The sequence below is a fragment of the Blastococcus sp. CT_GayMR19 genome (assembly GCF_004570385.1).
Taxonomy (GTDB): Bacteria; Actinomycetota; Actinomycetes; order Mycobacteriales; family Geodermatophilaceae; genus Blastococcus_B.
In genome coordinates this window covers 53648-67227 of the sequence record NZ_SPQL01000010.1, presented here as the reverse complement: position 1 = coordinate 67227, position 13580 = coordinate 53648, and the positions used below count along the sequence as shown (strand labels likewise).

The following is a 13580-nucleotide window of genomic DNA, read 5'->3' as shown; positions in this document are numbered from 1 at the left end:
GCTCGTCCTCCCGCGACTGCATCAGTTGCGCTCGCGCCCGCTAGGCACCGGCCACCTCCGGCAGCGGTGAGTTCATCACCTCCGCCCCGTCGGCGGTGCGCACCGAGATGAGGCGGACCTCCTCGCGCATCGCGGCGCTCGTCATCCGGCAGTCGACGGCGCCCGCGACGGCCTCGAACGACCCGGCGCCCACCTCCGAGCCGTCCTCGGCGACGAGTACGACCTGGTACGTCTCGCCCGGGGTCAGGCCGGTGATCTCCTCGAAGACCGTCTCGGTCCCCCAGGTGTGCGCGACGACCGAGGCACTCACGACCACGCCGTCCGGCACGTCGCTGAAGGTCACCGGTTCGTGTGCGCCGAGGGTTCCCGCGGCTCCTTGCTGTGGGCGGTCCAGCCATTCGGCGAGACCGAGCCCCCCGCCGACGCCGGCGAGGAGGAGTGCCGCACTCGCCGCCACGAGCAGCGGCCGGGCGAGCCAGGGTCGGGTCGACGACCCGGGGCGACGCGGCAGCGGCACCGCCGCACCGGGTGCGGACGATGCTCGGGCGTCCACGGACTCAGGAAGCTCGGAGGTGGCTGCGAGAACCCGCTCGCGCAGCGAAGCGGGCGGCTCGGCGTCCGTCCAGGACTGACCGCGCGCGTCGTCCTTGCCCGGCTCGAGCCCTGCCGTGCCGAGGCGGCGGAGCACTGCCGCCGCGCCCTCCCACTCCTCGCGGGCCGTCGGGTCGTCGCGCAGCAGCGCGGCGAACTCGGTCCGCTCCTGCGGCGTGAGGTCGTCGGCGAGTGCGGCGCCCAGCAGCTCGTCGCGCCGGTTGTCAGGCACTGTTATTCCGCCCCTCCTCGTCGAGCTCCTCCAGTATCGAGCGCATCGCGCGCAGCCCGTAGAACATCCGGGTGCGCAATGTCGGCACCGCCACGCCGGTGGACGCGGCCAGCTCCGCGTACGTGCGGCCGTCCAGGTGCAGGGCCGCGACCACCTCGCGGTGCTCGGGCGAGAGGCGGGCCAGTGCCTCGACGACGCGGACACGGTCGACGACGTCGTCCTCCGGGCCGGCGGTGACCGGACCAGCGTCCACGGCCACCTCGCCGATCACGCGCGGGCGCCGGCTCCGGGCCCGGTGCGCGTCCAGGACGAGGTTGCGGGCGATCGCGAACAGCCAGGTCCGGACGGACGCGCGATCCGGGTCGTAGTGGGAGGACGCCCGCCAGGCCCGGGTGAACACCTCCTGCACGAGATCCTCGGCGTCGGCCCGGTCGCCGACGGCGTTGACCACGAAGCCGTAGAGCACTCCGGCATGGTCGGCGTACGCCTCGTCGACGCTGAAGGGCACGACGTGCGACGCCCCGCTCGCCCGGGCCTCCGGGGTCACCGGGAGTCCTTTCCGGGATGACTCGACCGGCTCCGGGCGACGTCCGGACACATCTCACATCTCCTCCCGGACGTCGGCATCACGGGAGATACGCCGCGCCCGCGGCGTTCGTTCAACGGGGCACCCAGCAGAGGGATCACCCGAAGCGGTGAACGTGGACGGACCTGCCGGCGTACACCCCTCTGCCGCACCGTCGCGGAGCCCCGGCCCCGAGGGTCGGCCAGCCATCCCATGGAGGAACCATGCGTCTCACCCGTCGCAGCACGACCGTCATCGTGGCAGCCGCACTGATCGCCGCGGGGGTCGCGGCTCCCGCGGTCGCGTCCGGCGGGGACGACGACCGCGGAGGTGGCAGCTCCAGCGGCGACCGGCTCGACGCCGTCGGTTTGAGCAACGCGGGCAAGACGCTGGTCGCGTTCCGGACCACCGACGCACGCGACGCCCGCAAGGTCGGCGACGTCACGCTCGACGTCGACACCTCCCTGGTGGGCATCGACTACCGCGCCCAGGACGGCAAGCTCTACGGCGTCGGGGACGAAGGCGGCATCTACGTCCTCGACGCGAAGAAAGCCGGAGCGACGAGGGTGGGCAGGCTGACCGTGGCCCTGGAAGGCGCGCACTTCGGCGTCGACTTCAACCCGGCCGCGAACGCCCTCCGGATCACCGGCGACACCGGGCAGAACCTGCGTCAGCCCTTCGGCACCACGACCCCCGACGTCCCCGACGAGGCGACCGTGGCCGACGGGCGGCTGACCAACCCCGCGACGCCCCCTGCGACAGCCCTCGTGCCGGCGGGCGGGGTCACCGCGGCGGCGTACACGAACAACGACCTCGACGCCGACACGGCAACGGTCCTGCACGACCTCGACACGGCCGTGGACCAGCTCGCCATCCAGTCGCCGGCGAACGCCGGGACGCTCGCACCGGTGGGCAAGCTCGGCGCGGACGCCGGCCCGGACGCCGGCTTCGACATCTACAGCACCGTCCGGGACGGGCGTTCCGTGGCGGCACAGGGATGGGCGACCCTGACGGTGGGCGGCAAGAGCCGCATCTACTCGGTCAACCTGACCACCGGCCAGGCCTCCGACCGGGGCACGTTCCGCATGCCGGTCACCGACCTCGCGATCGGGCTCGACCAGCACTGACCGTTCCTCCCCCCTGATCCCGGGGAACGAACCGGGCCACCGGATCCGCACCGCGCGGGTCCGGTGGCTCTGTCGGGCTCGCCGGCCGGGATCGATGACCCGGTGGGCGCCGGATCCGGTCGCCGCTCCGCCCGATGGACCTCTGACCTGCGAGGACGGCTGACCGGACCGCCTCCCGCCGGCGGCCGTTCCGCCACTCCGATGGTCGGTCCGGGGTGGATGCGCGGTGCCCCGGCGGTCCCGCGGCGACCGGGTGGTCGAGCCCGGCACGCACATCGGCCACTCTCTGTCAACCCCTCGTGCCTGCCTGACCAGGCCGCTGACCTGCAGATTTACGGCCCCACGCCGATCCGTTCGTCAGTCTGCCGTGGTAACATTGGGTCAGCGAAAGGGGTCACATCCACATGGGCTTCACTGTCGGCGAGACCGTCGTTTACCCGCATCACGGTGCCGCGCTCATCGAGGCGATCGAGCAGCGCACCATCAAGGGCGTCGAGAGGGCCTACCTCGTGCTGAAGGTCGCCCAGGGCGATCTGACCGTGCGTGTGCCGGCCGACAACGCAGAGATCGTCGGCGTCCGTGACGTCGTAGGACAGGAGGGCCTGGACAAGGTCTTCGAGGTCCTGCGCGCGCCGCACACCGAGGAGCCGACCAACTGGTCGCGCCGGTACAAGGCCAACCTCGAGAAGCTGGCCTCCGGTGACGTGAACAAGGTGGCCGAGGTCGTCCGCGACCTGTGGCGCCGCGACAAGGACCGTGGCCTGTCCGCCGGCGAGAAGCGGATGCTCTCGAAGGCGCGGCAGATCCTCGTCAGCGAGCTGGCGCTGGCCGAGGGCACCAACGAGGACAAGGCGGAGATCCTGCTCGACGAGGTTCTCGCCAGCTGATCCCGCGCTCCACCGTTCGTCCACGACCACTCCCGTGCACGCTGTCGGCATCGTCGCAGCGGCCGGGAGTGGTCTGCGTCTGGGGGCGGACCGGCCCAAGGCGCTGGTCTCCCTCGGTGGCCGGGCGCTCGTCTGCTGGGCCGTCGACGCCCTGCGCGCCGGCGGGGTGAGCGACATCGTCGTCGCCGTTCCCGCCGACGAGCACGCCGCGTTCGCCACGGTCCTGCCGCTGGACGTACGGCTGGTCGCGGGGGGAGAGACGCGGACCGCCTCGGTGCGTGCGGCGCTCCGGGCCACGACCGAACCCGGCCGCCCCGCCGCCGACGTCGTCCTGGTGCACGACGCCGCCCGCCCGCTGACACCGCCCGCGGTGGTGGCCCGGGTGCTGGCCGCGCTCACCGCCGGTGCCCGCGCCGTCGTCCCGGTCCTCCCCGTGGTCGACACGACCGTCGTGGTGGACGACGACGGCATGATCACGGACGCCGTTCCGCGGGGGCCGCTGCGACGCGTGCAGACCCCGCAGGGCTTCGACCGCGCCTGCCTCGTCGCCGCCTACGACGCCCTCGACGACCCCACCGTGGACGCCACGCCGTTCACCGACGACGCCGCCGTCATCCGGGCCGCGGGCATCCCGGTCACCACCGTCGAGGGCCACGAACGGGCGGGCAAGATCACCGTGGCCCACGACCTCGCGGTCGCCGAGCTGCAGGTCCGCTCGTGAGTCATCCCCTGCCGAGGGTCGGCGTCGGCACCGACGTCCACCCGATCGAACCCGGCCGGACGTGCCGCCTGGCGGGCCTGGACTGGCCGGGCGCCGACGGCTGCGCCGGGCACTCCGACGGCGACGTCGTCGCCCACGCCCTCACCGACGCCGTCCTCTCCGCGGCCGGGCTCGGCGACATCGGGGGCCTGCTCGGCACCGACGACCCGCGGTGGGCCGGCGCCTCCGGGCTCGCCGTCCTCGAGCACGTCCGCGAGGTGCTGGCGGCGGCCGGCTGGCGGGTGGGCAACGCCTCCGTGCAGCTGGTGGCGACCACGCCGAAGCTCGGCCCCCGCCGGGCGGAGGCCGAGGCGGCCCTCTCGGCCGCGCTGGGGGCGCCGGTCAGCGTGGCCGCCACCACGACCGACGGCCTGGGGCTCACCGGGCGCGGCGAGGGACGGGCGGCGCTGGCGACCGCACTGGTGGTCCGCGGCGACTGAGTCGCCGGACGACCGTGCGCCCCTCAGGCGCGCAGGGCCTCCGACATCCGCTCGGCGAGGCGCTGGGCGTGGTGGGCGTCCAGCAGATCGTCGTGCTCCCCGGGGACGCCGACCACGCGGAGGTTCGGCGCCGCACGGCGCCACGCGAACAGCATGCACATGATGACGGGGAGACGGACGCGGGCGCGGAAGTACGTGACCGGCCCCTCGTAGCGCTGCCACCGGTACTCGTCGTAGACGACGACGCCGCCGCGCAGGGCCTGGCGGTCGGACGGCGTGGCCGACTTCCGGAAGCGGTCCCGGATGGCCTGCCCGAGGGTGCGGTCGTGGAAGGCCGGGATGAACAGCGCGATGAGGGTCGACGCCTTGCGGAGGAGATTCTCGAACCGCGTCAGGGAGCCCTTGGGCGGCCGGACGTCGAGCAGGGCGAGGTGCTCCGGGGTCCGGCCCGCCTCCGCCAGCTGCCGGGCCATCTCGAACGCCACCAGGCCGCCGAAGCTGAACCCGGCGAGCCGGACCGGGCCGGTCGGCTGGAAGGAGGACAGCTCCGCCACGTTCTCGGCGGCGATCTCCTCGATGGTCTTCGCCCGCCCGGAGGGGTCGATGAGCGATCCTTCGATGCCGTAGACGGTCGCGCGCGTGTCCAGGTGCTCGCACAGCCCCCGGTAGCCGTCGACGTCGCCGTAGACGCCGTGCACGAGGTAGAGCGGCGCCTCCGATGCCTCGCCCGCCTTCAGGACGGGGAAGCGGGAACCGCCCACCGCGGGCCGGCGCAGCGCCTCGGCGAGCCCCTCGACGGTGGGCGCCGCAAGGAAGGTGTCCACCGGCACCGGGCGGCGCAGCTCGTTGCGCAGCCGACGGAGGATCGTCATGGACTGGCGGGACGTCCCACCGAGGTCGAAGAAGTTCGCCGTGTGGTCGATGGACGAGACCCCGAGGACGTCGCGGAAGACCAGCGACACCGCGGCCGTCACCCGGTCCGCGGAGTCCGGCTCGCCGGCCGGCGCCTCGGCGGTTCGCTCCGCCGCCGCCCGGACGGCGTCCCGGATCGCGTCGAGGCTGCCCGGGTTCTTCAGCGCGGCGAGGTTGCGGACGGGAGCGCCGTTGACCGCGTCCCGGGCCGCCCGCTCCGACCGCTTGCCGTTATGCGTGGTGGGCAGCTCGTCGACGGGCACGACGACCTGGGGGACGTGCGCCGCGGAACCCTCGGTGCGCAGCCGGGCGCGGATGCGGGCGGCGAGCTGGTCGTCGAAGACGGCACCCGGGCGCAGGACGACCAGCAGCAGCAGCCGGGAATCGCTGCCGACGAGCTGTTCCACGGCCATGGAGTCGAGGACCTCCGGCATCGCCCGGAGGATGCGGTAGATCTCCGCCGGACCGATCCGGATGCCGCTGATGTTCAGCACGCCGTCGGAGCGGCCGTGCATCCGGGCGCCCCCGTCCCGGCCGATCGTGATCAGGTCACCGTGGGTCCACAGGCCCGCGTGGTCGGCGAAGTAGGCGTCGTGGAACCGCGACCCGTCGGGATCGCGCAGGAAGCACAGCGGCCGGGACGGGAACGGACGCCGGCAGACCAGCTCGCCCACCTCGTCGAGGACCGGCCGGCCCTCGTCGTCCAGGGCCGCGACGTCGAGGCCGAGGCCGATCGACTGGCACCATCCCCGCTCCACGGGACGCTCCGGATGACCGAGCACGAAGCAGCCGATGATGTCGGTGCCCCCGGAGACGGACTGCAGCGGGACCGGGCCGACCTCCCTCGCCACCCAGTCGAACTGCCAGTCGTGCAGGACGGCCCCGGTGGACAGGACGGCGCGCAGCCGGCCGAGGTCCACCTCGGCCGCGGGCCGGTAGCCGGCGTCCTGGCACAGCTGGAGGTACGGCGGGCTCGTCCCGAACACGGTGACGCCCTGGTCGGCGACCAGCCGCCACAGCGTCTCGGGGCCGGCGATCGGTCCGTCGTAGAGGACGACGTGCGCGCCCACGGCCAGCGCCGAGAGCTGCCAGTTCCACATCATCCAGGCGGTGGTCGTGTGGAAGTAGAGGACGTCGTCCGGGGTGAGGTCCCCGTGCAGCCGGTGCTCCTTGACGTGCTCGATCAGCGAGCCGCCCGCGCCGTGCACCATCGCCTTCGGCGGTCCGGTCGTCCCGGAGGAGAACATCACCCACAGCGGCTGGTTGAACGGCAGGCGCGGCCACGTCTCGGTCGCGGGCTCGGCGACCTCGGCCTCCAGCCGGCTCAGCCGGTCCACGGCCACGTCCGGAAGCTCGGGGAGGGGGAGGTCGTCCAGGACGACCAGCTGCCGCACCGACGGCAGGGCGGCGAGCAGCGTGGCCAGCAGGCCGCCGTCGGCGCTGTCGGGCATCTGGGTGCGGTCGACCAGGAGCAGGACGGGCTCGACCTGCTCCAGCCGCCCGATCAGCGCGGTGGGGCCCATGTCCGGCGTGACGGTGGACAGCGTGGCGCCCCGCGCGGCCACGGCGAGGGACACGCTCACGGCGCGGGCGTGGTTGGGCGCGATCACCGCGACGCGGTCGCCGACGTCGATGCCGAGCCGGCCGAGCACGGCGGCCGTACGGGCGACGGCGCCCCGGAGCTCGCGGCGGGAGAACTGCTCGACGCCGCCGGGGGAGGCGTGCAGCGAGGTGAGCGCGGGCGCGTCGTCGTCCACGCCGGGCAGCGGGCGCAGGAGGTTCTCCGCGTAGTTCAGCCGCACGCCGGGGAAGAAGACGGCGCGCTCGATGTCGTCGTCCGTGCAGACCTCCGTCGCCGACCCCTCCCAGGCCAGCCCGGACCAGTCGAGGAACGCGCCCCAGAAGTCGCGGTAGGAGTCGACGGACCACGCGTGCAGCGCCTCGGGGGAGCCGAGGAACTCCCCGGTACGTCCCTCGCACGCCTCCCGGAAGGCGGCGATCTGAGGCACTCGCCCACCGGTCCCGCGCTCGAGAGGGCTACGGACGGAGGTGCTCATCAGGTTTCTCCCACGATCATGTCTCGAACGACGAGGTCGACCTCGTCCTGAGGGGTGCGGATCACGACGCTGGCGACGTGACCGGGGCGGACGGCAACCGGGGCTGTCCACCACTCCCCGATGCGCCCGGCGGGCGCGACCGGGGTGGCCACCGTGACCGGGGCCTGCCGGAGGCCCAGGCCGAGGCCCTTGAGCACGGCTTCCTTCTGGGTCCAGCACCGGGTGACGGCGCGGAGGCGGTCCGCCGGGGGCAGGCCCTGGAGGGCGCGCTCCTCGGCCGTGGTGAGCCAGCCCTCGGCCGTGGCTGCCCGCGCGTCCTCGTCCCGGTGCTCCTGGACGTCCACGCCCACGTCCGACCCCGCCGCCACCGCGACGAGCCCCACCCGGCCACTGGCCGAGCAGCTGAACCGCAGGCCCCGGTCGGTCGGCAGCAGCGGCCGGCCGCCGTCCTCGACCAGGGGAACGCGGGCGGGGAGGACGTCGAGGAGGCCGCCGAGCACCTGCCGCAGCGCCCCCCGGAGCAGGATGCGGCGGCGGCGCACCGCATCGGTGCCCAGGGATGCGCGCAGCCGTTCGGCGTCGGTCAGGTGGGTCGCCGCGACGAAGTCCTCGTGCCGGCCGTCCGTGACGTCGATGCGCCAGACCCACACCGTCGGCAGCGGTGCCCGCCCGGTCGACCGGTGGGCGCGCGCTCCCCCGTGGACATCGGGGATCCGCGGCGGCGACGGTACTGCGGTCGCTCCGAGAAGGTGTGGCGCCGACAGGACGGTCGGTGGCACCTGTCACCCCGTGTCTCGGTCGGAAGAGGAGTCTGCAGTCCTGATCGTAGGTTTGGAGGGTGGCGACGGGAACCGGTCCTACTCCCACGGGTGACGCGGACACCGCTGGTCGAGGGCCGGACGGAGCCGCCGTCCGAGCGGGGCGACCGGCGGGGAGTCCGGGCCCCGCGGCGCGGCCGGGGGCGGTTGCCGGGCAGCCGAGCCGTCAGGGGGCGGGTGCGCCGGACCGTAGACTCGCGCCGGTGAGCCTCCGCCTGTACGACACGGCCGCCCGCGCGGTCCGCGACTTCACGCCGCTGCGTGCCGGTCAGGCCTCCGTCTACGTCTGCGGGCTCACCGTCCAGGGGCGACCGCACATCGGCCACGTCCGGGCCGCGCTCGCCTTCGACGTCCTGCGGCGCTGGCTGACCCACAGCGGGCTCGAGGTCACCTACGTCCGCAACGTCACCGACATCGACGACAAGATCCTGGCCAAGGCCGACGACCACGGCGTCCCGTGGTGGGCGTGGGCCTACGACAACGAGCGGGCCTGCACGCGCGCCTACGACGTCCTCGGCGTCCTGCCCCCCACCTACGAGCCGCGCGCCACGGGGCACATCCCCGAGATGGTCACGCTCATGGAGCGGCTGATCGAGCGCGGCCACGCCTACGCCGCCGACGGCGACGTCTACTTCGACGTCCGCTCGTTCCCCGAGTACGGGGCACTGACCGGTCAGCGCCTCGACGACCTGCAGTCGGCCGCCGACACCGAGACCGACGACCGGAAGCGGGACCCACGCGACTTCGCCCTCTGGAAGGCGCACAAGGACGGCGAGCCGGAGACCGCCTCGTGGCCGACGCCGTGGGGCCGCGGCCGCCCGGGCTGGCACCTGGAGTGCTCGGCCATGGTGGGGCGCTACCTCGGGGCCGAGTTCGACATCCACGGCGGCGGTCTGGACCTGCGCTTTCCGCACCACGAGAACGAGCAGGCCCAGTCCCGGGCGGCCGGCGACGCGTTCGCGCGCTACTGGCTGCACAACGGCTGGGTGACCCTCGGCGGCGAGAAGATGAGCAAGTCCCTGGGCAACACCGCGCTGGTCGACGAGGTGGTCCAGCGGGTGCGGCCGGTCGAGCTGCGCTACTACCTGATCGCGCCGCACTACCGGTCGGCGATCGAGTTCACCGACACCGCGCTGGCGGAGGCGGGCGTCGCCTACCGGCGGATCGAGTCCTTCGTCCGGCGGGCCGCTGAGCGCGTGGGTGCGGACGCCGGATCGCGCGTGCTCTGCGCCGAGTTCACAAAGGCCCTGGACGACGACCTCGGCACGCCCGCCGCGCTCGCGGCCGTCCACGACCTCGTGCGCGAGGGCAACACCGCGCTGGCCGACGGCGCCGACCGCGCCGTCGCCGGCACGCTCGGCTCCGTCCGGGCGATGCTCGGCGTCCTCGGTCTCGACCCGCTCGACCCCCAGTGGGCCGACGGCGGGGGCGACGACCGGCTGGCCCGGGCCACCGACGGCCTCGTCGCGCTGGCGCTCGAGCAGCGGCAGGCCGCCCGCGCCCGCAAGGACTTCTCTGCTGCCGACGCGATCCGCGACCAGCTCACCGCCCTCGGCGTCGTCGTCGAGGACACCCCGCAAGGACCCCGATGGGAGCTGAGCCGCTGATGGCCGGCAACAGTCAGCGCCGAGGCCGTACCACCGGCGCCGGCAAGAAGACCGCGACCGCCGGGACCGGTGGCAAGAACCGCCGGTCCCTGGCCGGCCGCGGTGCGACTCCGCCGGCCGAGGCCCGCCCGGGTCACCCGGCCCAGCGCCGGGCCGCCGTCGACGCCCGGCAGCGGGCCGACCGCGCCCGCGCCCGGGCGCGGGCGGAGGAGACCCCGGAGCTGCTGCTCGGCCGCAACCCGGTGGTGGAGGCCCTCCGCGCGCAGATCCCGGCGAACGCGCTCTACGTCGTCACCGGCGACAACCTGCGCACCACCGACGAGCGCATCGCCGAGGCCATGACCCTGGCGGCCGACCGCGGGCTGCCGCTGCTCGAGGTGGGCAAGGCCGAGTTCGACCGGATGTCGCAGGGCGCCCTCCACCAGGGCATCGGTCTGCAGGTGCCGCCCTACGACTACGCGCACCCCGAGGATCTCCTCGACATCGCGCGGAACTCCGGGCGCCCCCCGCTGCTGGTCGCGCTCGACGGCGTCACCGACCCGCGCAACCTCGGGGCCGTCGTCCGGTCCGCGGCCGCGTTCGACGCCCACGGGGTCGTCGTCCCCCAGCGTCGCGCCGTCGGGATGACAGCCTCGGCCTGGCGGACGAGCGCGGGTGCCGCCGCCCGGATCAAGGTGGCGCGCGCGGTCAACCTGCCGCGGGCTCTGGCCGGATACCAGGACGCCGGGCTGCAGACCGTGGGCCTGGCGGGGGAGGGCGACGTCGATCTGCACGAGTACGACGGCTTCGCCGACCCGGTGGTGCTGGTGGTCGGCGCAGAGGGCACGGGGCTCTCCCGGCTGGTACGCGAGCGCTGCGACGTCGTCGTGCGCATCCCGATCGACCGCGACACCGAGTCGCTCAACGTCAGCGTCGCCGCCGGCATCGCCCTCTACGCCGCGGCGGCCGCTCGCCGCTGACCGGGCGCCGGCGGAGCGGATGCTCAGGCGAGGACGACCTCGATCCCGGCCTTCTCGAGGGCAGCGAGGACGTCGGGATCGGCGCCGTCGTCGGTGATGAGGACGTCGACGTCCTCGGGTGCGGCGAAGCGGATCAGGGTCTCCCGCTCGAGCTTGCTGGAGTCGGCGAGCACGACCACGCGCTGCCCCGCACTCACCATCGACCGCTTCACCAGCGCCTCGTCCTCGTCCGGTGTGGTGAACCCGTAGCTGGTCGTGATGCCGTTGGTCCCCATGAAGGCGACGTCCACCCGGAGGTTGCTCAGCGTCCGGACGGCTGACTCCCCGACGGCGCACTGCGTCACGCCGCGGACCCGCCCGCCCAGCATGTGGACCGTGATGCCCGGCGCGGTCGCCAGACGGGCGGCGATCGGCACCGCGTTCGTCACGGTCAGCAGCCGCCGGTCCGTCGGCAGCAGCTCGGCCAGCGCGGCGGTCGTGGTCCCGCCGTCGAGGATGATGCTGCCGTTCGTGCCGGGCAGGAACTCCAGTGCCGCGGCGGCGATCTTGTTCTTCTGCTCCGCCAGCCGGCCGGTGCGCTCGCCCAGCCCGAGCTCGACGAGTGCCACCGCGTTCACCGGCACGGCGCCGCCGTGGACGCGGCGGAGCATGCCCGCGCGCTCCAGGACCGCGAGGTCGCGCCGGACGGTCTCGGTCGTGACGCCGAACTGCTCGGCTGTCGTCGTCACGCTGAGCCGGCCGCGCTGACCCACGAGCTGCGCGATCGCCTGCTGCCGTTCCTCTGGATACACGGAACTCCGGCCCTCCGATCCTCTGCGTGTCCGGTCCTGTGGCATGGAGCCTGAATCTGTTGTTTCGCGTTGGAATCCGTTGACAAGACTAGCGCCCGTACGTGACGCTGGTCACGTCCAGCCGCACCGTGGCCGCACGATCCCCCGCCAGGGGGAGACGGCGCCGCGCCGGCCGGGCCCCGGCGGCGGTGGTGCCCAGCCCGGCCGGGAAAGGCCGAGCGGAACGCGGGCGACTCGAAGTCCATCCGTCCCCACCGGGAGGAAAGCCAGTGAGCGCAACAACGTCGGCACCTGCGGGGCGCTCAGGCGCCAGGATCGCTGTGCAGAAGTTCGGCACCTTCCTGTCCGGAATGATCATGCCGAACATCGCCGCGTTCATCGCGTGGGGCATCATCACGGCGCTCTTCATCGAGAAGGGCCCGTTCCCGGTGGGCGGCCTCGGCGGCTTCGGGGAGAACGAGGCGGGCGCACCGAACATCGGCCTGGTCGGCCCGATGATCCGGTTCATGCTGCCGCTGCTGATCGCGGCGCAGGGCGGCCGGATGGTCTACGGCGTCCGCGGTGCCGTGGTCGCCGTCGTAGCGACCATGGGCGTCATCGTCAGCACCGATCAGCCGATGTTCCTCGGCGCGCTGATCATGGCCCCGCTCGCCGCCTGGGTGATGAAGCAGATCGACAAGCTCTGGGACGGCAAGATCAAGCCCGGCTTCGAGATGCTGGTGAACAACTTCTCCGCGGGCATCGTGGCGGCCGCGCTCGCCGTCGTCGGCTTCTTCGCCTTCGGCCCCGTCGTGGAGGCCGTGTCGCGGGCCCTCGGCAACGGGGTGGACTGGCTCGTCGACAACGGGGTGCTGCCCATCGCGAGCATCCTCATCGAGCCGGCCAAGGTGCTGTTCCTCAACAACGCGATCAACCACGGCGTGCTGACCCCGCTCGGTGTGCAGCAGGCCGCGGAGACCGGCAAGTCGATCCTCTTCCTGCTGGAGGCCAACCCCGGGCCCGGCCTGGGCGTCCTGCTCGCCTACATGCTGTTCGGCACCGGGATGGCCCGGAGCACCGCACCGGGGGCGGCGATCATCCACTTCTTCGGCGGCATCCACGAGATCTACTTCCCGTTCGTCCTGATGAAGCCGATCCTGCTGCTCGGCATGATCGCCGGCGGCATGGTGGGCATCGGGACCCTCGTGGTGTTCGACGCCGGACTGCGGGCACCGGCCGCTCCCGGTTCGATCATCGCGGTGCTGGCACAGACGCCGGGCGACAGCTTCGTGGGCGTCATCCTCTCCGTGCTCCTCGCCGCCGCGACGTCGTTCGCGATCTGCTCGCTCCTGCTCAAGCTGGACCGCAAGAAGGGTGGCGACCTCGGGGAGGCCACCGCCGAGATGGAGGCCATGAAGGGCAAGCGGAGCAGCGTCGCCGGGTACCTCTCGCCCACCGACGAGGCCCAGGAGGACCAGCTCGAGGCCGCCGGCCTGGCGCACCCCGGCACCCACGCCGGAGCCAGGAAGCCGATCCACCGCATCGCCTTCGCCTGCGACGCCGGCATGGGATCGAGCGCGATGGGCGCCTCGGTGCTCCGCAACAAGATCAAGAAGGCCGGCTTCACCGACGTGGAGGTGCAGAACGTGGCGATCGCCAACCTGACCGACGACGTCGACCTGGTCGTGACGCACCAGGACCTCACGCCGCGGGCCAGGACCATGTCCCCGTCGGCCGAGCACGTGTCGGTCGACAACTTCATGAACAGCCCGCAGTACGACGGGATCGTCGAGGAGCTGAAGACCACCAACGCCCAGGGCAGCTCGTCCTCGCGTTGACCAGACCCGGCCGGCCG

General features: G+C 73.4%; 12 protein-coding genes. 7 read left to right on the top strand and 5 right to left on the bottom strand.

Annotation, left to right across the window (positions count from 1 at the left end; genetic code table 11):
- Positions 1–40: 40 nt before the first annotated feature.
- Both E4P39_RS14675 and E4P39_RS14670 read right to left on the bottom strand, forming a co-directional pair.
- Positions 41–823 carry a hypothetical protein gene (locus E4P39_RS14675; protein ID WP_135137319.1) on the bottom strand — a complete coding sequence of 261 codons (783 nt, stop codon included), beginning with the start codon at positions 821–823 and terminating at the stop codon, positions 41–43.
- The gene (locus E4P39_RS14670; protein WP_135137318.1) at positions 816–1370 is read right to left on the bottom strand and encodes a sigma-70 family RNA polymerase sigma factor; all 555 of its coding nucleotides are present in this window, start codon (positions 1368–1370) and stop codon (positions 816–818) included. The genes E4P39_RS14675 and E4P39_RS14670 overlap by 8 nt, the downstream gene beginning before the upstream one ends.
- 242 nt (positions 1371–1612) lie before the next feature.
- On the opposite strand from E4P39_RS14670, the gene E4P39_RS14665 reads away from it, so the two are divergent.
- The 4 genes from E4P39_RS14665 to ispF all read left to right on the top strand — a co-directional run bounded on the left by E4P39_RS14665 (position 1613) and on the right by ispF (position 4602).
- On the top strand, positions 1613–2515 hold the full coding sequence (locus E4P39_RS14665) for a DUF4394 domain-containing protein (RefSeq protein WP_135137317.1): 903 nt from the start codon (positions 1613–1615) through the stop codon (positions 2513–2515).
- Positions 2516–2919: 404 nt separating this feature from the next.
- A complete protein-coding gene (locus tag E4P39_RS14660; protein ID WP_040337433.1) occupies positions 2920–3402 on the top strand; it encodes a CarD family transcriptional regulator in 483 nt (160 codons plus the stop codon).
- A gap of 34 nt (positions 3403–3436) precedes the next feature.
- Positions 3437–4123, top strand: a complete 687-nt coding sequence (gene ispD, locus E4P39_RS14655; RefSeq protein WP_135137316.1) for a 2-C-methyl-D-erythritol 4-phosphate cytidylyltransferase — start codon at positions 3437–3439, stop codon at positions 4121–4123.
- A complete protein-coding gene (ispF, locus tag E4P39_RS14650; protein WP_135137315.1) occupies positions 4120–4602 on the top strand; it encodes a 2-C-methyl-D-erythritol 2,4-cyclodiphosphate synthase in 483 nt (160 codons plus the stop codon). Before ispD ends, ispF begins: the two co-directional genes overlap by 4 nt.
- A 23-nt stretch (positions 4603–4625) precedes the next feature.
- Here the strand turns inward: ispF and E4P39_RS14645 are convergent, their stop codons facing one another.
- Positions 4626–7523 carry an acetoacetate--CoA ligase gene (locus tag E4P39_RS14645; RefSeq protein WP_245159845.1) on the bottom strand — a complete coding sequence of 966 codons (2898 nt, stop codon included), beginning with the start codon at positions 7521–7523 and terminating at the stop codon, positions 4626–4628.
- A 47-nt stretch (positions 7524–7570) separates the two neighbouring features.
- The gene (locus E4P39_RS14640; RefSeq protein ID WP_167761877.1) at positions 7571–8221 is read right to left on the bottom strand and encodes a 4'-phosphopantetheinyl transferase superfamily protein; all 651 of its coding nucleotides are present in this window, start codon (positions 8219–8221) and stop codon (positions 7571–7573) included.
- Between the two features lie 371 nt (positions 8222–8592).
- On the opposite strand from E4P39_RS14640, the gene cysS reads away from it, so the two are divergent.
- A complete protein-coding gene (gene cysS, locus E4P39_RS14635) occupies positions 8593–9996 on the top strand; it encodes a cysteine--tRNA ligase (protein WP_135137312.1) in 1404 nt (467 codons plus the stop codon).
- Positions 9996–10955 carry a 23S rRNA (guanosine(2251)-2'-O)-methyltransferase RlmB gene (rlmB, locus tag E4P39_RS14630; RefSeq protein ID WP_135137434.1) on the top strand — a complete coding sequence of 320 codons (960 nt, stop codon included), beginning with the start codon at positions 9996–9998 and terminating at the stop codon, positions 10953–10955. The genes cysS and rlmB overlap by 1 nt, the downstream gene beginning before the upstream one ends.
- Positions 10956–10978: 23 nt before the next feature.
- Here rlmB and E4P39_RS14625 read toward each other — a convergent pair whose 3' ends face one another.
- Positions 10979–11746: a DeoR/GlpR family DNA-binding transcription regulator gene (locus E4P39_RS14625; protein WP_135137311.1), complete on the bottom strand. Its 768-nt coding sequence runs from the start codon at positions 11744–11746 to the stop codon at positions 10979–10981.
- Between the two features lie 320 nt (positions 11747–12066).
- On the opposite strand from E4P39_RS14625, the gene E4P39_RS14620 reads away from it, so the two are divergent.
- Entirely contained in the window at positions 12067–13563 is a 1497-nt protein-coding gene (locus E4P39_RS14620; RefSeq protein WP_209306548.1) for a PTS mannitol transporter subunit IICB, read from the top strand.
- The last annotated feature ends 17 nt before the right edge of the window (positions 13564–13580 follow it).

Excerpts from the sequence above, each read along its gene's own strand:
- E4P39_RS14665 (WP_135137317.1), top strand. The coding sequence starts at position 1,613 with ATGCGTCTCACCCGTCGCAGCACGACCGTCATCGTGGCAGCCGCACTG.
- E4P39_RS14660 (WP_040337433.1), top strand. The coding sequence starts at position 2,920 with ATGGGCTTCACTGTCGGCGAGACCGTCGTTTACCCGCATCACGGTGCC.
- rlmB (WP_135137434.1), top strand. The coding sequence starts at position 9,996 with ATGGCCGGCAACAGTCAGCGCCGAGGCCGTACCACCGGCGCCGGCAAG.